Origin of the sequence: Corallococcus sicarius (assembly GCF_003611735.1) — a bacterium.
Lineage (GTDB): Bacteria > Myxococcota > Myxococcia > Myxococcales > Myxococcaceae > Corallococcus > Corallococcus sicarius.
Window position 1 is genome coordinate 1 of the sequence record NZ_RAWG01000201.1, and the last position, 17,468, is coordinate 17,468.

Here is a 17,468-nt window from a genome sequence, read left to right on the forward strand (position 1 = left end):
AGGGGTGGGGGCTCGGCGGCCGGCGAGGCACCCGCGGCGCCGGAGCCGGGCTTGAAGGCCTCCTCCACGGTGGTCTCCACGCGGCGCACGGCGGTTTCAATCTTCTCCGCGGCGGTCTTGGTGGTGGCGGCGGCCCAGGTGCGCAGCTGCTCCAGGCCTTCCTTCACCTTGGCCTGCTTGTCCGGGTCCTTCACTTCCTTGAGGAGGCGCTCGGCCTCACCGCGGAGGTCGTCCGTGGTGCGCTTGAGGTCCTCGCCGGTGCGCTTGAGGAAGTCCATCAACTGCCTGTCCCACTTCTCGGCCATGAACTGTCTCCTCTGTCTGCCTGAAGCCATCCAACTTCACGCCTGACAGGAGCGCAAAGCCTTCCGCCCTGTCCAGACAGGACGGCGGGATGCGCCATCGATTGCCATGTGGCGGTGCGTCAGGCGTCCCGTCCGGGAGCAAGGGGGCGCCTGCGCGACAGTCGAATGGCGGACACGGTAGGATGCGGGCCCTCTGCCGGGAAGACCGCTGAAGCGCGGGCCCGGTGCTGGAGCATCCCATCATGTCGTGGTCCTTCCGGGCGGTCTGGTCGCTGGCGCTGCTCACCTCCCTCGTGTCGCTGACCGCGTGTCCTTCCAACGATGAAGGGGACGGCCCGCAGCTGCCCGCGGTCGCCCTGCGCGCGGCGACGGTGGGGGCCCCCTTCGAGCAGGTGCTGACGGCGACCGGGGGCACGCCGCCCCTGAGCTATTCGGTGGGTGCGCTGCCGCCGGGGTTCTCCTTCTACGGGGACACCGGGCGGCTGGTGGGGCCCGCCACGGAGGCCGGCGAGTGGACGCTGACGGTGGGCGTGCGCGACGCGAAGGGCGCCGAGCAGACGCGGGGCTACACCCTGCGCGCGTGGCCGGCGCCGGCCATCACCAGCGCGTCGCCGCTGCCGGCCGCGACGGCGGGCATCCCCTTGACGTTCACCTTCAGCGCCACCGGGGGAGCGCCGCCCTTGACCTGGTCACAGGTGGGCGGGGCGCTGCCGCCGGGCCTGGAGCTGCCCGCGAGCGGGGTGCTGACCGGCACGCCGCAGGACCCCGCGCTGTATGAGTTCACGGTGCGGGTGGAGGACGCCAACGGGGTTCGCGCCGAGGCCGTGATGCGGCTGCCGCTGCGCACGCCGTCCGGGGAGCTGCCCGACGGCGGCCCGGTGACGGACGGTGGCCCGAAGACGGACGGCGGGACGACGACGGTGCTGCCCGTGAAGGTGGGCAACTGGAACATCGAGTGGTTCGGGGACACGACGCCCGGCAATGGCCCGGACGACGAGGCGCTGCAGCTGGCCAACGTGACGGCGGTCCTCGCGGACGCGGGCCCGGACGTGATGGCGGTGGCGGAGATCGTCGGCGTGGACCAGTTCAACGCGCTGAAGGCGGGGCTGCCCGGCTACGACGGCCTCTTGTCCAATGACTCCACGCGGGTGGGCGGCGCGACCTACTCCTACGGCACGGTGGACCAGAAGCTGGGCCTGTTGTTCAAGACGAACGCGGTGCAGGTGCTGGCGGCGAACGTCGTCCTCTCGTCCTGCAACTACGACTTCGCCGGGCGGCCGCCGCTGCGCGTGGACCTGCGGGTGACGCGGAGCACGGGCTCGGTGGACCTGACCGTGATGGTGCTGCACATGAAGGCCTTCGCGGATGCGGACGCGTACAGCCGGCGTCAGGCCGCATCCGCGTGCCTCAAGGAGTACCTGGACACGGAGCTGCCCACGCAGCACGTGCTGGTGATGGGGGACTGGAACGACGACGTGGACACGTCCATCTATGCCTCGCAGGTCTCGCCCTTCCAGAACCTGGTGAGCGACCCTTCGCGCTACAAGTTCCTCACCCAGCCGTTGTCGGAGGCTGGGAAGAGCTCCACGACGAGCAACAGCCAGTTCATCGACCACCAGCTGATGACGAACGAGCTGGTGCCGTACCACGTGGCGGCTTCCACGGAAGCGCTCAAGCCGCTCATCACCAACTACAAGTACACCACGTCCGACCACTACCCCATCTTCAGCCGCTTCGATTTCGGCACGCAGGTGCAGGCGCGCAGCGTGAGGGTGACCGCGCCCAACGGCGGCGAGACGCTCCAGGCGGGCAACACGTTCGCCATCACCTGGACGGTGAGCAACGTGTCGCAGGTGAACGTGCAGTACTCGCTGGACGGGACGGTGTGGCGCGACGTGGCGACGAACGTGGCGGCGGGGGGTGGGCGCTACACGTGGACGGTGCCGGCCGAGGCCTCCACCACGGCGCGGGTGCGGGTGGCGGACGCGACGCGCGCCGACGTGGCGGACCTGAGTGACGGGCCGTTCACGATGACGCGGCCCACGGCGCAGGTGTTCATCAACGAGTACCTGCCGCAGCCGAACAATGTCTCGGGAGGGACGACGCCGGACTACGACCAGCAGTTCATGGAGCTCTACAATACGGGGCCGGGGTCGGTGGACCTGAGCGGCTGGAAGATCCACGACGCGAAGTCGTACGCGGGCACGGACCCGGCGCGGCACACGTTCGCGGCGGGGACGGTGCTGCCGGCGGGCAAGGGGTACGTGGTGTATTCGGGGGCCTCGGCGCTGCCGCAGGGCGCGACGTACGCGACGGTCTCCAACGGCGGCCAGGGCCTGCGGTTCGACCGCGGCGTCAATCAGAGCGGCGCGGGCGACACGGTGTACCTGGTGCGGCCGGACGGCACGGTGCAGGACAGCCACTCGTACGCGAGCCCGGTCATGAACGTGTACCAGGGCTATTCGTTCAACCGTTCACCGGACACGAGCGCCACGGAGGGCTGGAGCTACTGCTGGGACCTGCACAACTACGCCACCGCGACCCCGGGCCGGCGGGCGAACGGCAGCGCGTTCTGACGGGGACGTGGCGGTCCCCGCCACCCGGTAGCTCCCCATGACGAAGCTCTTCGACCAGATAGGAGTGCTCGGACAAATCTGTCTCGATTCCACCCCGACTCCTCCCGATAAGGAGGAAGCGCTTCACACCGCCGCAGCCGCCATCCGGTTCATCCATGCGACCGGGCAGACCACTGCGTTCGAGGACTATGTCCGGAGCCTCGAAGCCTACGCACCGCCTCTCGCCATTGCCCGGTTCGACACGCGGCAAGAGGCGGAGGACTGGTTGAAGGACCAGAAACGGCCACCTTCGGCCCTCATCCTCATCGCGGATGAATACTTCTCGGTGTTCCACAACCCCGTCACGGGATGGCGCGGCCTGGGCCGCCAGCCCAGCATGGAGTACTACCTCGCGGAGATGGCGAACGACGGGCCTCCACCTTCGGGCCTGTCCTTCGCGTCGAAGGCGGAGGCGGAGGCCTGGCTGCACCAGCAGTCCACGCCGCCGCAGCAGGTGATCATCGACATCGCGGGGGCTCCGTACCTGGCCGCCTACCACCACCGCATCGACCACCGCGTCCTCTATCCCCTGCCCCCACCCACGCCTCCCTCATCCGAGGGCCCTGAAACACCTCGAACAGGGAATGCCGAATGAATGCTGAGGCTGTCGGGAGGCGCTTCACGGCCCTGGCCCTGTGCGTGCTGCTGGCGGCCTGTGGGGCGACCCGGGCGACGGTGGCGCCGGCTCCGGAGGAGCTTCCACGGAGGGTGCTGCTCCTGCGGGAGTCACCGGACGGGAGCTTCACGCCGGAGTGGCGGCCCGCGGGGGAGGTCGACCTCGCGCGGTATGTGAAGGCGGAGGAGGGGCCGCGCATCGTGCGGACCGCGCGCTCCGTGCGCGACTGCGACGCGGAGCACCTGGAGTGCATGCAGGAATGCCTCAGCCGCTCACTGCCTCGCGACTACAAGCACTTCGAGTCCCCTCGCGGGAAGGGCGGGAAGGAGGACTACTGCAACCGCAGGTGCCTTCAGCCCTATCTGGACTGCGCCGATTTGGAGAAGCTCCGCCCCCAGGAGTTGTCCTCCGTGGAAGAGGTTTCGGACTGGGCAAGCCGTCACCGCGAGTCGCTCCTCATTGGCGGCGTGATCATCATCGCGGGTGTCACCTTCGTCATCGTGTCCGCGGGTGCGGGCCTGGTCGTCCTGGCCCCCGCAGTGCTGCTGACGACATCCGCAGGTGAACCCGCACGTTCCCTGGCAGAGGCGCGTCCATGACCAGACTCTTCGACCAGATAGGAGTGCTCGGGCGGATCTCGCTCGACGATGCCCCCATGACGCCCGGAAGCGAGGAAGCGCTGCGCGTCGCCGCGACGGCCCTCCGCTTCATCCAGACGTCCGGGCAGACCTACGAGTTCGAGGACTATGTCCAGAGCCTCGAAGCCCACGCACCGCCCCTGGTCATTGGCCGGTTCGCCAATCGGGAGGAAGCAGCGGCTGGGATGAAGGCCCGGAGGCGGCCCCCCGAAGTGGCCTTCGTGCTGATCGCGGACGCCTACTACTCCGCGATGCACAGCCCTTCGACGGGCAATACCTATCTGGTCCCGCAGCCCCTCATCCTGGAGCATTACCTCGCGGAGATGGCGAACGACGGGCCCACCCCTTCGGGCCTGTCCTTCGCGTCGAAGGCGGAGGCGGAGGCCTGGCTGCACCAGCAGTCCACGCCGCCGCAGCAGGTGATCATCGACATCGCGGGGGCTCCGTACCTGGCCGCCTACCACCACCGCATCGACTACCGCGTCCTCTATCCCCTGCCCCCACCCACGCCTCCCTCGCAGGAGGCGTGAGCACACGTCCGCGCGACCCCGGGCCGGCGGGCGAACGGCAGCCCGTTCTGACGGGGATGCGCATGCCGCGCCTGCGCTCCGGCCCCAGCTTCACAGGAGGCACCCTGCTCCTGGAGCTGGAACCATGGACCCCTCCCCCCACACCGAAGAACCCTCCCGGACGCCGGAACAGGAACGGGTCTCCCCTCCTTCCATCCTCTGGTTCGACGCCCTGTCGCGCGAGGACGTGGCCCAGGCCGGGGGCAAGGGCGCGAACCTGGGAGAGCTGACGCGGGCCGGGCTGCCCGTGCCTCCTGGCTTCGTCATCACCGCCGCCGCCTTCCATGAGGCCATGCGGCCGGTGCGCTCCCAGCTCCAGGAGCTGTGGCGAAGCGTGGATCCGGAGGATGCCCACTCGCTCGCCCACGTCACCGAGGCGCTGCGCGGCGTGGTGCTCCAGGCGCCCCTTCCCGAGTGGCTCGGGACCGCGGTGCTCGCCGCCTACCACCAGCTGCGGGAATGCAGCGCCGTGGCGGTGCGCTCCTCGGCCACGTCCGAGGACACCGCGACCACCTCCTTCGCGGGCATGCACGAGTCGTTCACCAACGTGGTGGGCGACGAGGCGTTGCTCGACCGGCTGCGGGCATGCTGGGCCTCCGCCTATGGCCAGCGCGTGGTGGCCTACCGGAAGGCACAGGGCCTCACGGAGGAGCCGGAGATCGCCGTGGTGGTGCAGGCCATGGTGGACTCGGCGCGCTCGGGCGTCATGTTCACCGTGGACCCCGCCACCGGCGACACGTCCCACCTCATCATCGAAGGCGCCTTCGGCCTGGGCGAGGTCGTCGTGGGCGGACAGGTGGAGCCCGACACCTACGCCGTGGACCGGGTGGGGCCGCGGGTGCTGGAGGCGCGCGTGGGCCAGAAGGACTTCCGGCTGGTGCGTGACGGCGTGGGCCACGAGAAGCGCGAGGTGCTCGCACCGGAAGAGGCCCGGCGGCGCGTGCTCGACGACGTGGAGGTGCTGGAGCTTGCGCGCCTGGGCCTGCGCGTGGAGCGACACTACGGCGCCCCCCAGGACATCGAGTGGGCGGAGGCGGGCGGCCGGTTCTACCTCGTGCAGTCGCGCCCGGTGACGACCGGGGGTGACGTCCCCCAGGCGCCCGCGCCAGCAGCGGCCCCGGAGCGGCCCCGGGTGTCCGGCCTGGGAGCCTCTCCGGGCCGCGCGACGGGCCGGGTGCGCGTGCTGCACGGCGCCAGCGAGGGAGACCGGCTGGAGACGGGGGAGATCCTCGTCGCGCCGATGACGTCCCCGGACTGGGTGCCCACGCTGCGGCGCGCGGCGGCGATCATCACCAACAGCGGCGGCATGACGTGCCATGCGGCCATCGTCAGCCGCGAGCTGCGCAAGCCCTGCGTGGTGGGCACGCGCACCGCCACCACGGTGCTCCAGGACGGGGAGGAGGTCACCGTGGACGGCGGCACGGGGACCGTGTGGCAGGGCCGCGTCCCGGAGGCGCCCTCTGGCGAGCCGGTGGCCGGGACCACCCAGACGGCGGTTGCCCACGCGGCCGGGGCGCTGGCCGTTCCCCAGGAAGTGCTCGGCACGCGGCTCTACGTGAACCTGGCCCTCCCCGGCCAGGCCCGCGAGGCCGCGGCGCTCCCGGTGGACGGCGTGGGCCTGCTGCGGGCGGAGTTCATGCTCACGGAAGCGCTGGGCGGCGTGCACCCGCGCAAGCTCATCGCCGAGGGACGCCAGCGCGAGTTCGTCGAGCGGATGTCCGGCGCGCTGCTCTCCATCACCCGCGCGTTCCAGGGGCGCCCGGTGGTGTACCGGACCACGGACTTCCGTACGAACGAGTTCCGGGGGCTCCAGGGCGGCGCGGACTACGAGTCCCCCGAGTCCAACCCGATGATCGGCTTCCGCGGCTGCTACCGCTACCTGCGCGAGCCGGAGGTCTTCCGGCTGGAGCTGGAGGTGCTCGCCCGGGTGAGGCAGGAGACACCCAACCTCCACCTGATGCTCCCCTTCGTGCGCACGGCCTGGGAGTTGGAGGCGTGCCTGGAGGCGGTGGACGCAAGCCCGCTGGGACACCAGCGCGGGCTGGAGCGGTGGGTGATGGCGGAGGTGCCCTCCGTCGTCTACCGCATCCCCGAGTACGCGCGGATGGGCATCACGGGCGTGTCCATCGGCTCCAACGACCTGACGCAGCTCGTGCTGGGCGTGGACCGGGACTCGGAGCTGTGCGCGGAGCTCTTCGACGAGGAGGACGCGGCGGTGCTGGACGCCATCGTGCGCATCATCCGGGCAAGCCACGAGGCGGGCATCACGTCGTCACTGTGCGGCCAGGCGCCGTCCAACCGCCCCCGCTTCGCGGAGCACCTGGTGCGCGCGGGCATCACCTCCATCTCCGTGGACCCCGGCGCCGTGGGCGCGGCCCGGAGCGTCATCGCGGCGGCGGAGCGGCGGCTGCTGCTGGAGGCGGCCCGGCCCCTTCCATGACGGCCCCGGAAGGAGGCCGGCTCATCGCTCAACCTCGCGCGTCCAGTTGTTCGAGAAGGCGCGCGAAGTCCGTGAGGTGGCGGGCGGCGGTGAAGTGGGCGCGCACGTGCTCGCGGGCCTGGAGGCCCAGGCGGGCGGCCCGCTGCGGGTCCGCCAGGAGCGAGCGCACCGCGCCCGCGAACTCCGCCCGGTCCCCGGGGTCGCGCACGAGCAGGCCGTTCACGCCGTGGACCACCTGGTCCTGGAGCCCTCCCACCGCGCTCGCCACCACGGGGCGGGTCTTCCACATGGCCTCGGTGAGGGTGAGCCCGAAGCCCTCCTGGAGGCTCTTCTGCGTCACCACCGCCGCGTGGCGCTGGAGCGCGTTGACGATGGCGGCGTTCTCCTCCAGGTCCCCCATGGGCAGGCACGCCAGGTGGACGTGCTGGCGCACGAAGTGGGGCTGCTGCTGCCACAAGGCGATGACGTCCTGGAGCGTGGTCGCCGCTTCCGGATCATCCGCCACGGACGTCACCGCGGGACCGGCGAGCACCAGCTCCGCGCGCAGGTCGGGCGACTGCCGCAGCAGCAGCGCGAACCCTTCCAACACCCCCGCCGGGTCCTTCAGCGGATCCCACCGCGACACCTGCACCAGCAGGGGCGTGTCCGGCGCGGGGGCGGCCCCCAGCCGCACGATGTCCGCCCCGCGCGACACGCGCGCCGGCACCCCGTCCGCCCGCGTGAAGGCGGGCTCGGGGGCGTCGGGTTCCCCGCGCAGCAGCCCGGTGTAGGCGAGGATGGCGCGCACGGCCCCGGGGGCCAGGGGCTGGTTCTTCACCGCGAAGATGTCGATGGAGGGCTGGATGATCACCGCGCGGTCGGCGCACTGCGGGGGCACGTAGGCGGCGCGGCTGAAGACGGTGAGCCGGGCGGCGGCCAGGCCCGGCGCGAGGAACTCCCACGCCCGCGCCACCTCGTCGTTGGGCGTGTCGCGGCCCACGTGACAGCGCCAGGCTACGCGGGCGCCCGCCCTGGCCAGCGCGGGCGCCAGCCCCACCGTCTGCGGATCATGCAGCAGCACCACGTCGCCCGGACGCACCATGACGAGCAGCTCCTCCACGTTGTCGCGGAGCACCTCGTCGTACCGGTCGTGCTCGGCCTTGCCCAACGGCGAACCATCCCCTCGCGAGCCATGCAGCGCGTGGTGCAGCCGCTTGGTGATGTGGAAGAACTCCGGGGTGCCGGTCAGCACCACCCAGCGCGCGTCCACGCCCGCCCCCCGCGCGTACGCCAGCAGCCAGGGGAGCATCTCCGCCACGCCGCCGCCCCGCGCCGTGGAGCTCACGTTCCAGAACGTGCGGCCCGCCATGGAGGCCCGGGTCCGCGCGGCCTGCGCCTGGAGCGCGCTCCAACCGGCCGCGTCCAGCTCGCCCTCGAAGCGCGTCAGGGGCTCGGCCTGGATGTGGACCTCGAAGGGCTTGAGCATGAGGCCTCCGGCCGGAGCGCGGGCACGCCCCTTCACGGACGGATGGCGACCTTGAGCACGCCGTCCTTGCGTTGACTGAAGAGTTCGTAGGCGTCGCGGATGTCCTTCAGCGCGAAGCGGTGCGTGAAGAGCGGCGTGAGGTCCACGCGCTTCGCGCGCACCAGCTCCATCAGCCGACGCATGCGCTCCTTGCCCCCCGGGCAGAGGGTGGTGACGATGCGGTGGTCCCCCAGGCCCGCCGCGAAGGCGTCATAGGGCAGCTGCAGCTTGCCGGAGTAGACCCCCAGACTGGAGAGCGTGCCTCCCGGCTGCAGCGTGCGCAGGGCGCTCTCGAAGGTCTGCTGCGTTCCCAGCGCCTCGATGGCCACATCCACGCCGCCGCCGGTGAGCCGCTTCACCTCCGCCACGACATCCTGCTGACGGAAGTCCAGCACCACGTCCACGCCCAGCGTCCGCGCCATGGCCAGGCGCGCTTCGTCCCCATCCACGCCGATGACGAGCGAGGCGCCCATCAGCCGGGCCCCCACGGACGCGCACAGCCCGATGGGTCCCTGCGCGAACACCACCACCGCGTCCCCCAGCTTCACGCCACCGGACTCCGCGCCGCCGAAGCCGGTGGAGGCGATGTCCGCCAGGAGCAGCACCTGCTCGTCCGACAGCCCGTCTGGAATCAACGCCAGGTTGGCCTGCGCGAACGGCACGCGCACGTACTCGGCCTGCACGCCGTTCATCGTGTTGCCCAGGCACCATCCGCCCAGGGCCTCCAGCCCCGCGCCGTGTCCGCACTGGGACAGGTGGCCGGACAGACAGCCCCGGCACTGGCCACAGGGGGTGATGGCGCCCACCAGCACGCGCTGCCCCAGCTGGTAGCCCGTCACGCCCGGCCCCAGCTCGTCGATGACGCCCACCATCTCATGGCCCACGGTGAGGCCTGGCTTCACCGGGTACTCACCGCGGACGATGTGCACGTCGGTGCCGCAGATGGTGGTGAGCGTCACCCGGACGATGGCTTCCCCGGCGCCGGCCCGCGGACGTTCGACGTCCTCCACTCCCACCTGGTTGACGCCTCGAAACACGGTAGCTCGCATGGTCGCCGTCCTCCCTCCCTGCGCGCCCGGCATGCGCAGGGAGGCCACCCCTGAAGGTAGTCACCGCGTCCTGGAGTCATCCCCATGCGGCGGAAGGAGCCCGGCGCCCGCCGGGCCGGCTGCCCTGAAGGCGCGCGAGGCACGTCCCGCGCGACTACAGCCGGATCTGCACGCGCACGCCCGGCTGGATCCACATGTGGAGGGCCTTCTGATCGCTCGGGATGTCGTCGGTGATCTCCGCTCCGGAGAACACCGAGGCCGTCAGCTTCGAGTACTGCCCCAGCGACGCGGTGACGTAGGGGCCCACCGCGATGGAGCGGGTGAGCTGGAAGTCCACGCCGAAGTGGGCGTGCCCCAGGTCGAAGCCGCGCACGCCCAACGTCGCGAACTCCCCGTCATCACCCACCTCCACCGAGCCGGACTCGTAGCCCACGCCCACGCCCACCCAGGGGGCGACGAACGCGTCCGGCGCGAAGTGGTAGTCCAGGTCCACGCCGAAGCGCAGCACCTTGCTGCTGCAGTTGAACTCCTCGTTGCAATCGTCGGGGCCCGTCGCGATGCCGTACTGGAAGTAGGCGCCCAGGGAGAGCTGCCGCCCGAAGAAGTAGGAGAGGTCGATTTGCGGCGCCACCGTCGTGCCGAACACCTCCGACAGCGCGTCGTCCTTCACCGCGTCGCCCACGGGAAGGCCGTACGCCGCGCGCACGCCCAGCGCCAGGCCGGAGCCCGACGACGTGTCGTCGGCCGCCGCCGGCAACGCCAACAACGAGAGGGACACCGCCAGCGAGGGAATGAAGGATCGAGCAGTCATGTCGTTCACCGGGTACGGCAGGCCGTCCTCAAGACGGCGGTTGGATGCGTCGCCGCCGCGCACTGCAAGGGCACGGCCATGGCGCCCGGCCCCCTCGTGCAGCCAGCGTCGCACCGCTCCGACGCGGCCCCGGAACCCTCCGCGAGGCATGACAGGCATGTCAGGACGTGAACGCGAGCGGTAACCATTCCGAGGCCTCGATGCCTCCACGAAAGCTGACAGGCGTGTCAGTCCCTCGGGGTTTTCCCCGGGAACACCCGGGCTCGGGGAGGGCCTCCCCGGGGCGGCCTGCTTCGTGCGAGGGTCGCGGCGAATTCCCGGCCCTGGTGGGGCGTGGGGGAGGTCTTCGCATGCGACATGGATGGCGGTGGCTGGCGCTGCTGGGGCTCGCGGCGTGTGGCGGGCAGGAGGAGAACCGGGTGGTGCCGCTCGCGGAGGTGGCGGACTCGGGCATCACCGGGACGCTCTTCGTGGACGCGAGCCCGGGCAGCCCGGGGCGGGCGGAGACGCGCTTCGTGTTCACCACGAACGACCTCCTCCCGGATCTGAGGCGGACCCCCTTGGGCTTCCTCCACCAGGGCCGGTGCGAGTCGCTCGGCGAGGTCGACGCAAGCGACCCCCATGCCCAGCCGTACGAGTTCTACCAGGGCACGCACGCCTTCGCGGTCCACCTGCTCGCGACGGACTTCAACGACGCCAGCGGCGCGGTCCTGGCATGTGGCGACCTTTGAGGCTCCCCTGCATGGACACCCTGAACGAACACTCCGACGTCGTCCGCTGGCTGCGCACCGAGCGCGCGTCCCGAGGGCTCGCGCGCATCGAGCTGTCCGCCTCGTTGAAGCACCAGGGCGAGGTCTACGACGACACGGTGCTCTTCACGGCGCTGGACGGCGCGCTGACGTTCGGAGCGCTGCCCGAAGCGCAGCGCGAGCAGGTCCAGGCGCTCTTGCGCCAGCACCATGCCGCCAACACCGCGCGGGGGAACGTCGCGTTGTCCGTCGTCTGCGAGGTGAGCGGAGCCGCGCGCATCCGGATGACGGATGACCTGCAACGGCAGCGGGAGGAGCGCGAGCAGGCGCGCGCTGACGCCCACTTCGATGCCCGGCCCTACGGACGCGCGCTGGCGCAGCGGGTGGCGGAGATCCTCGATGCCGGGGGCGAGCTGTCCGTCGCCATCGACCCGCATGACGGCGTGTTCCGGGCGCTGTGGAAGCCCGGGGATGGGACGTACGTGCACGGCCTGCGGTACGCGCAGGGGGACTCGCGGCCGACGGCGACCTTCGCGTCACGGGAGGAGTTCATCCGCTGGCTGGCGCAGCGCAGTGACGACGTCTTCGCCAGGGAGGAGCACCCGGACGACCCGCGCCTGTGGGGCCACGGGACGTTCAACCGCGCGTTCTTCGCCCGGAAGACGGGGCGTCGGTCGTAGCGGCGAGGATTCTCCAATGAAAGTCTTGTGGCCCCTCCTCCTGCTGCTGATGGCCTGCGCAGGCACCCTCCCTCCGAACACGACGGCTTCAGGCGCCCCGATTGCTCGAGGCCCCTGGGCCGAGGTCCCAGCGATGGAGCTTCCAACAGGTGAGCCATCCATTCCCATCGAGCTCCTTCGCGATGCTGCGGACGCGCTTCTCAAGCGGCCCGGCGCGAAGGTGTGTGACCCGATAAAGCGGCGTCCCATCAAGGGGCTTTCCACCGAGTACTGCGCCACGGTGTATGTCGCCGGTCATCAAGACTCCATGTCCTGGAGGGTGACGGAACCCATCCAAGGCGATCATGAGTCCTGCAATCCTTTCTTCGCCGTGACGGACGCGGACCATCCTTCATCCCAGGTCTGGGTGGTGGGGTACATCCACAACCATCCTTGCGCGGCGGCTCCTTCCTCGGAGGACCTGTCCTTGTGGCCAACGGATGCATTCGACCCGACCGTCGCGATGACCGAACTCCGAATGATCCCAGGCAATCCCGCACCCTCCCTGTTCAAGCAAGAGGGCGTACAGATGGCATCGGCATTGGTAGCGGAGCGGCAGGACGGGACGCGATTCTTCCTCCGCTACTTTCCAACGGGAGAAGTCCAGCAGTGGAGCCAGTCCGCATCGCGATGGGTCACGCTCGGGAAATGTGCACCGCGTAGACCCAGTCCCCCCTTCAGCAGCGCGCCCCAATGCCGACCTGGGGCCCTGCGGCTCCTGAACGAGGGACCCTCTCCATGCGCAAAGTCTTCATGCTTTCAGGACTCACCGCGCTGGTCTGTGGCTGCGCGCAGCCCCGGTCCGCGTGGAAGGGCGAGGTGCAGTGGCCCGATGAACGGTCCTCCACCGCCATCCTCCCCTTCACCGAAGCGGGCGCTGCCCAGGCCGCCGTGGGTGCGCTGCGAGAGGTCATCAGGACCAATCCGCATCCCTACCTCTTCCATGGCTGCACAAGTCCTGAGCAGGGGCTCGATATTGCTGTCTTCACGGGCCCGACATCCGGCCTGTACTACGTCGCCGTGGAACAGCGGTTCAGTCGGTGTGGCGGACCCAATGCGCGTGTCCTGGACTGGTGGCAGGTCTATGCCGTGACGCCGCAAGGCGAAGTGGTGGCCAAAGCTCCCCGCACTCCCGACGCGCCCATGGATCAACCCCCTGTGCCCGAAGAGGCGCCTGCCCCGCCCACCGGCGGGGAGACCGCGCCCTCTGCTCCTGCGGACACCGCGACTCCTCCTAGCCTGCAACCCGCCCCGATTCCTGAAAAGACGAACCCAGGGTAGGCCTCTTCCTCAATAATCCTTGAGGTAGGCTCGGACTCTTCCGCGCACCCGTGAGTTCCCGGCCCTCTCGGGTCAGGACATCCCTCTTCATGTCACCCCTATCTGTTAGGTTTGAAGGATGGAGGTGACCCGTGATGTCGCTGTCCTCTTCGGTCATTGCCGTGGTGGTGCTGGTGGCCGTGGTGGGTTCGGTGGCGGTGGCACAGCCCAAGACCGCACCGGTGCGGGAGCGCAGGGCCCGGCAGTTCACGCTGCGCGCGGAGGAGCCCCCGGTGTTGCTCCCGCTGCGCGTCGCCGCCCATGAGGTGACCACCGTCACGTTCGATGCGCCCATCGTTCCGGACTCCGTGGACCGGGCCGCGCTCGCGCCGTTCTTCTCACGCGTGGGCGTCTATGCGGACGCGCTCGTGCTCAAGGCCTCCGTGGACCTGCCGTCTGGCACGCGGCCCGTGCTCACCGTGCGCTTCGCGGGGCCGGGTGCTCCTTCGCAGGTGGGGTTCGTGCTCACGACCGTGGACGCGGAGGTGGACTCACAGGTGGAGGTCTTCCGGCTGGGGCGCAGCGCGCAGGATCTGGGAAGGGAGCTCGCGGACCTGCGGGCGCGGTGCGCGGTCACCGAGGCCGGGATTGCGACGCTGCGTGCGCAGTGCGCGCTCAGTGGGCTGGGTGGGGCGGTGCTGACGGGAGCTGTCACGCGGGAGGGCGTGACCGTGACCTACCTCTCGGAGGTCCCCACCCGCATCGGTCTGAAGGCGGAAGGCCCTCACGCGATCTACCGCGCGGGTTCCATTCGCGCGCTGGAAACCCTGCTGATCAATCCCGTGGACGGCGCTCCCTGGGTCCCAGGCTTCGTCCGCGTGACACCACGCCTCTCCGAGGGCCGTGTGCTGCCGGCCCACGAGTCGCCCCTGATCATGCGTGAGAAACAGCTGGAGCCCGGCGCCCGTGCCGTCGCGGTGGTGGAGTGGCAGGTCCCTCCCGAGACGACTCCTGGAACGCGCTTCACCCTGGAGTTGTGGGACCGGAACGGTGAACGCGGCATCCGGTGGGAGCAGGTGGCGCCATGAGTGGTGGGCTCATGCACGGTGGGCTTTCGTCCGGAGAAGCAGCGCTGCGAATCCCTGTCGTGGTGTCCGTGGAGGCGCTTCCCCCTGGCACCCGGTTGGCGCACTGGGAAGTCCTTCAACGCTTGGCGGCGGGCGGCTACGGCACCGTCTACTCCGTGCGCAGGGCAGGCAGACCGCGTGCCCGGCGGTATGCCCTGAAGCTGGCCCGCCACCCCGACAGCCCGTGGTTCGCGCGCGAGGCGGAGCTCCTCTCCCAATTGCGGCACCCCGGCGTGCCCCGGCTGATGGCCACCGGAACGTGGCGGCCCGGTGCCGTGGGCTATCCGTTCCTGGTGATGGAGCACGTGGAGGGTGAGTCGCTCTACGCGTGGTCACTTGCTCGCAACCCCAGCGCACGGGACGTAGGCGGGTTGCTCGAGCAGGCCGCGGAGGTGCTCGCCTTCGCGCACCAGCGCGGCGTCCTGCACCGCGACTTCAAGGGCGACAACGTCCGGATCCAACCCGGGGGACGACTCAAGCTCCTGGACTGGGGCGCGGGCTGGCATCCGGAGGCCGCACCGCTCACCGCGACCGACCAGCTTCCTCCTGGCACGGCGCACTACTACAGCCCCCAGCTCCACCTGCTGCGCGCGTCGGTGTCCTCAATCCAAGACGCGGAGCGCCCCCTCTACTCGGTGGCGGACGAGCTGTATGCCGTGGGCGTCAGCTTCTACCGGCTGCTGACGGAGGTCTATCCGGTCGCCGCGTCGAGGGCGGATGCCGCACGGCTCGAGGAGGGACATGCGTTCCCTTCCCTCCTGTCGCTCAACCCGCGTGTACCGGAGGCCCTGGCCTCGCTCGTCACCCGGCTGCTCGCCTTCGCCCCCGAAGCGCGGCCCCCGAGTGCTTCCGTGCTGGCCTCCGAGGTCCGACGCGCATTGGCGACCGCGGACACGGCCTGGGACGTGCCGCTGTTCGACTGGGCCTTCCCGCCCTCTTCCCATTCGCGCACCACCCAGGAAGAGGAAGGCGCGGCGGGCCCGGTGGCGCCTGGACAGGAAGTGGCGCTCCAACATGCACGCCTCCAACGCGTGGACCGGATCCAGGCGATGCACGACGCCCGCGAGCTGCGCCGCCGTGCCCCGGCCCATGTGGCCCGCATGGAAGCGCGGGCCATCCTCGCCGCAGGCCCGGTGCGTCGCCGACAGGCGCTTCGTGCGACCTCACGCTGGGGGGCAGGTGGAGTCCTCTTCGTGCTGGGCCTGAGTGGGTTGTTCTGGCTCCTGAAGCCCCAGGCAGGGGCATCCATGGTCGAAGCCGCGCGGCCTGTGTCACCACCGATGGCGCGGCCGGCGGCTCCCGACCAAGCTGCCGCGCCCGGGGCGGCCCCTCCTTCCCATGCGCCGCGCCCGCTGGAGGAGAAAGCCATGACCGTTCCCTTGAAGCAGGACCGCGCCTCGCACACACGCTCACTCGCGCGGGGCTGCACGTTGGCCGTCGGCGCCGCGTCCGCTCTCGTCGCCTGCGCGGGCACACCCTTGCGCCCTGAACCGCAGCGCTGTCCCCAGGCCGCCCTGGAGGCGATGAAGGAGCTGTTCCTGCACAGGGATGCCAGGGCCGCCATGACGCTCGACGTCCGCTACCCCTTCCGCGACGATGCCGAGAACGTCACCGTCGCGGATGGCGACATCGTCAGCGTCCAGAAGGAGAGCATGGGCCGCCTTCCCGAAGGCACCCTGCTCTACGGCCGGCTGTGGACGGGTGGGAAGCGGGTCATGGGCCACTACACCCGGGCGGAGACACCCGACGGCCGCACCTATCCCGTCTGCTTCGTGCTCGGGAACCCGGGAGAGGGCTGGTGGAAGGAGCCGGGCTCCAAGCCCGGCGCCACCATCGTGCCCCGGAGCGTGGGCCTCACCGTCGTGGACGCCTTCCCCTGACGCCCGACGCACCGGGTTTGAATCCACCCGGACGCCCCAGCGCGTCCTGAGCTCAAGAAAATGAGCCTTGTGCGTTGGGCCACGACCCAATTGCCGGGGTCATTTCGTATTTCTTTTCCAGAGGGGCCCGGTCAGGCCCCCGCAGGGACGGAGCATCCACGTGCTGCCAGGAAACGAGCGGTCGGTCTTGGAAGCCTTCCGGCGGGGGGACACCCCCGTCCTCACCCAGGTCTACCGCACCTACTCGCCCGAGGTGCTGCGCTACCTGTCGCGCCGCTTCTCCGTGCACTCGGAGGCGGGGGCGCGCTCGGTGGCGCTCACGCCCCTGGACCTGGACGCGGCCCACCAGGAGACGTTCGTGCGGGCCTTCCGCCCCCACATGCGCCAGGCCTACGACGGGGTGCGCCCCTACCTGGGCTTCCTGCTCACGGTGGCCCGCTCCACCGCCATTGACCTGATGCGCGCCTCCGGCCGGGTGGCCCGCGAGGCCGTCCCCCTGGATGACGCGCCGGAGCTGGCGCACGCGCCCGACGACGGCCGCACTCCCGAGGAAGAGGCGCTGAGCGCGGAGATCCGCGCCCTGGTGCGCCGCTTCCTGGACGCGCTGCCGGAAGAAGGACGCACCCTGGCCCAGCTGCGCTTCATGGACGGCCTGTCCCAGGAGTCCGCCGCGGATGCGCTGAAGCTCACCCGCGGTGAAGTGCGGGTGCGCGAGCGCCGCCTGCGCTTGCAGTTCACCGAACACCTGAAGGACTCGGGTTGGTTGGACAGTGACGCCGCACCGGGACGGCTGGAGCTGGGCATCATGCTGGCCACCCTGTCCCTCTGCGCCATCCCATTCGGGAGCCTCCCATGAAGTGGTACGAACGACATGTGGACGCGGGGCTGACGCGCTGGTCCCTGGGGGAGCTGTCGGCCCCGGAATCCTCGCGGCTGCTGCGCCATGCCCACGCCTGCCAGCGCTGCGGCATCCGGTATGACAAGTGGGCCCGCGCCCACCGCTTCTTCGAATCCGGCCAGACGGACACGCCCACCGCCATGGAGCTGGAGACGCTCACCGTCGCGGGCCTGGAGGCCGCGCTCACCGCGGCGTCCCCTCCGGACGCGGTGGGCGCCCGCTGGCCCACGTTGGCGGTGCTGGGCGCCACGCTCGCGGCCATCCTCGCCGTGGTGGTGACGCCCACCC

At 70.6% G+C, this 17,468-nt stretch carries 14 protein-coding genes and 2 pseudogenes; 12 read left to right on the forward strand and 4 right to left on the reverse strand.

All coding sequences use genetic code 11. The features are described from left to right. Positions 1–305 (reverse strand): annotated as a pseudogene (locus tag D7X12_RS26735) (transcriptional regulator); the annotation flags it as partial. A 242-nt stretch (positions 306–547) separates the two neighbouring features. Here D7X12_RS26735 and D7X12_RS44565 point away from each other — a divergent pair. From D7X12_RS44565 to ppsA, 5 genes are all read left to right on the forward strand, one after another. After that, positions 548–2,881: a lamin tail domain-containing protein gene (locus D7X12_RS44565; RefSeq protein ID WP_244224794.1), complete on the forward strand. Its 2,334-nt coding sequence runs from the start codon at positions 548–550 to the stop codon at positions 2,879–2,881. A 37-nt stretch (positions 2,882–2,918) separates the two neighbouring features. Further along, positions 2,919–3,515: a head protein gene (locus D7X12_RS26750; protein WP_120628104.1), complete on the forward strand. Its 597-nt coding sequence runs from the start codon at positions 2,919–2,921 to the stop codon at positions 3,513–3,515. Beyond that, on the forward strand, positions 3,512–4,135 hold the full coding sequence (locus D7X12_RS44570; protein ID WP_244224795.1) for a hypothetical protein: 624 nt from the start codon (positions 3,512–3,514) through the stop codon (positions 4,133–4,135). The genes D7X12_RS26750 and D7X12_RS44570 overlap by 4 nt, the downstream gene beginning before the upstream one ends. Then, positions 4,132–4,704, forward strand: coding sequence for a head protein (locus D7X12_RS26760; RefSeq protein WP_147443815.1), 573 nt, complete (start codon positions 4,132–4,134; stop codon positions 4,702–4,704). The genes D7X12_RS44570 and D7X12_RS26760 overlap by 4 nt, the downstream gene beginning before the upstream one ends. A 124-nt stretch (positions 4,705–4,828) precedes the next feature. Next, positions 4,829–7,183: a phosphoenolpyruvate synthase gene (gene ppsA / locus D7X12_RS26765; protein ID WP_120628106.1), complete on the forward strand. Its 2,355-nt coding sequence runs from the start codon at positions 4,829–4,831 to the stop codon at positions 7,181–7,183. Between the two features lie 28 nt (positions 7,184–7,211). Here ppsA and D7X12_RS26770 read toward each other — a convergent pair whose 3' ends face one another. The 3 genes from D7X12_RS26770 to D7X12_RS26780 all read right to left on the reverse strand — a co-directional run bounded on the left by D7X12_RS26770 (position 7,212) and on the right by D7X12_RS26780 (position 10,547). Further along, positions 7,212–8,648, reverse strand: a complete 1,437-nt coding sequence (locus D7X12_RS26770) for a glycosyltransferase (protein ID WP_120628107.1) — start codon at positions 8,646–8,648, stop codon at positions 7,212–7,214. Between the two features lie 32 nt (positions 8,649–8,680). Beyond that, positions 8,681–9,736, reverse strand: coding sequence for a zinc-binding dehydrogenase (locus D7X12_RS26775; RefSeq protein ID WP_120628108.1), 1,056 nt, complete (start codon positions 9,734–9,736; stop codon positions 8,681–8,683). Between the two features lie 154 nt (positions 9,737–9,890). Next, positions 9,891–10,547 (reverse strand): outer membrane beta-barrel protein, encoded by a 657-nt coding sequence (locus D7X12_RS26780; RefSeq protein WP_147443816.1) that lies wholly within the window; start codon positions 10,545–10,547, stop codon positions 9,891–9,893. A 350-nt stretch (positions 10,548–10,897) separates the two neighbouring features. Here D7X12_RS26780 and D7X12_RS26785 point away from each other — a divergent pair, with 350 nt between their 5' ends. From D7X12_RS26785 to D7X12_RS26820, 7 genes and pseudogenes are all read left to right on the forward strand, one after another. Beyond that, complete coding sequence (locus D7X12_RS26785) at positions 10,898–11,278, forward strand: hypothetical protein (RefSeq protein ID WP_120628110.1); 381 nt, start codon at positions 10,898–10,900, stop codon at positions 11,276–11,278. 11 nt (positions 11,279–11,289) lie between these two features. After that, on the forward strand, positions 11,290–11,976 hold the full coding sequence (locus D7X12_RS26790) for a hypothetical protein (RefSeq protein ID WP_120628111.1): 687 nt from the start codon (positions 11,290–11,292) through the stop codon (positions 11,974–11,976). Positions 11,977–12,753: 777 nt separating this feature from the next. Beyond that, a complete protein-coding gene (locus tag D7X12_RS26800) occupies positions 12,754–13,296 on the forward strand; it encodes a hypothetical protein (RefSeq protein WP_208719300.1) in 543 nt (180 codons plus the stop codon). A gap of 134 nt (positions 13,297–13,430) precedes the next feature. Beyond that, positions 13,431–14,363, forward strand: a complete 933-nt coding sequence (locus tag D7X12_RS26805) for a DUF2381 family protein (RefSeq protein WP_120628112.1) — start codon at positions 13,431–13,433, stop codon at positions 14,361–14,363. Next, positions 14,360–16,282 (forward strand): serine/threonine protein kinase, encoded by a 1,923-nt coding sequence (locus D7X12_RS26810; protein WP_244224796.1) that lies wholly within the window; start codon positions 14,360–14,362, stop codon positions 16,280–16,282. Before D7X12_RS26805 ends, D7X12_RS26810 begins: the two co-directional genes overlap by 4 nt. 187 nt (positions 16,283–16,469) lie before the next feature. Beyond that, the gene (locus D7X12_RS26815; RefSeq protein ID WP_244224797.1) at positions 16,470–17,138 is read left to right on the forward strand and encodes an RNA polymerase sigma factor; all 669 of its coding nucleotides are present in this window, start codon (positions 16,470–16,472) and stop codon (positions 17,136–17,138) included. Beyond that, positions 17,135–17,468 (forward strand): annotated as a pseudogene (locus D7X12_RS26820) (hypothetical protein); the annotation flags it as partial. The gene D7X12_RS26815 and the pseudogene D7X12_RS26820, both read left to right, overlap by 4 nt.

Bases quoted from the DNA above. Each gene is read 5' to 3' on its own strand.
- D7X12_RS26760 (WP_147443815.1), top strand. From the start codon at position 4,132: ATGACCAGACTCTTCGACCAGATAGGAGTGCTCGGGCGGATCTCGCTC.
- D7X12_RS26780 (WP_147443816.1), bottom strand. From the start codon at position 10,547: ATGACTGCTCGATCCTTCATTCCCTCGCTGGCGGTGTCCCTCTCGTTG.
- D7X12_RS26800 (WP_208719300.1), top strand. From the start codon at position 12,754: ATGCGCAAAGTCTTCATGCTTTCAGGACTCACCGCGCTGGTCTGTGGC.
- D7X12_RS26750 (WP_120628104.1), top strand. From the start codon at position 2,919: ATGACGAAGCTCTTCGACCAGATAGGAGTGCTCGGACAAATCTGTCTC.
- D7X12_RS26810 (WP_244224796.1), top strand. From the start codon at position 14,360: ATGAGTGGTGGGCTCATGCACGGTGGGCTTTCGTCCGGAGAAGCAGCG.
- D7X12_RS26805 (WP_120628112.1), top strand. From the start codon at position 13,431: ATGTCGCTGTCCTCTTCGGTCATTGCCGTGGTGGTGCTGGTGGCCGTG.
- D7X12_RS44565 (WP_244224794.1), top strand. From the start codon at position 548: ATGTCGTGGTCCTTCCGGGCGGTCTGGTCGCTGGCGCTGCTCACCTCC.
- ppsA (WP_120628106.1), top strand. From the start codon at position 4,829: ATGGACCCCTCCCCCCACACCGAAGAACCCTCCCGGACGCCGGAACAG.
- D7X12_RS26775 (WP_120628108.1), bottom strand. From the start codon at position 9,736: ATGCGAGCTACCGTGTTTCGAGGCGTCAACCAGGTGGGAGTGGAGGAC.
- D7X12_RS26785 (WP_120628110.1), top strand. From the start codon at position 10,898: ATGCGACATGGATGGCGGTGGCTGGCGCTGCTGGGGCTCGCGGCGTGT.
- D7X12_RS26790 (WP_120628111.1), top strand. From the start codon at position 11,290: ATGGACACCCTGAACGAACACTCCGACGTCGTCCGCTGGCTGCGCACC.
- D7X12_RS26770 (WP_120628107.1), bottom strand. From the start codon at position 8,648: ATGCTCAAGCCCTTCGAGGTCCACATCCAGGCCGAGCCCCTGACGCGC.
- D7X12_RS44570 (WP_244224795.1), top strand. From the start codon at position 3,512: ATGAATGCTGAGGCTGTCGGGAGGCGCTTCACGGCCCTGGCCCTGTGC.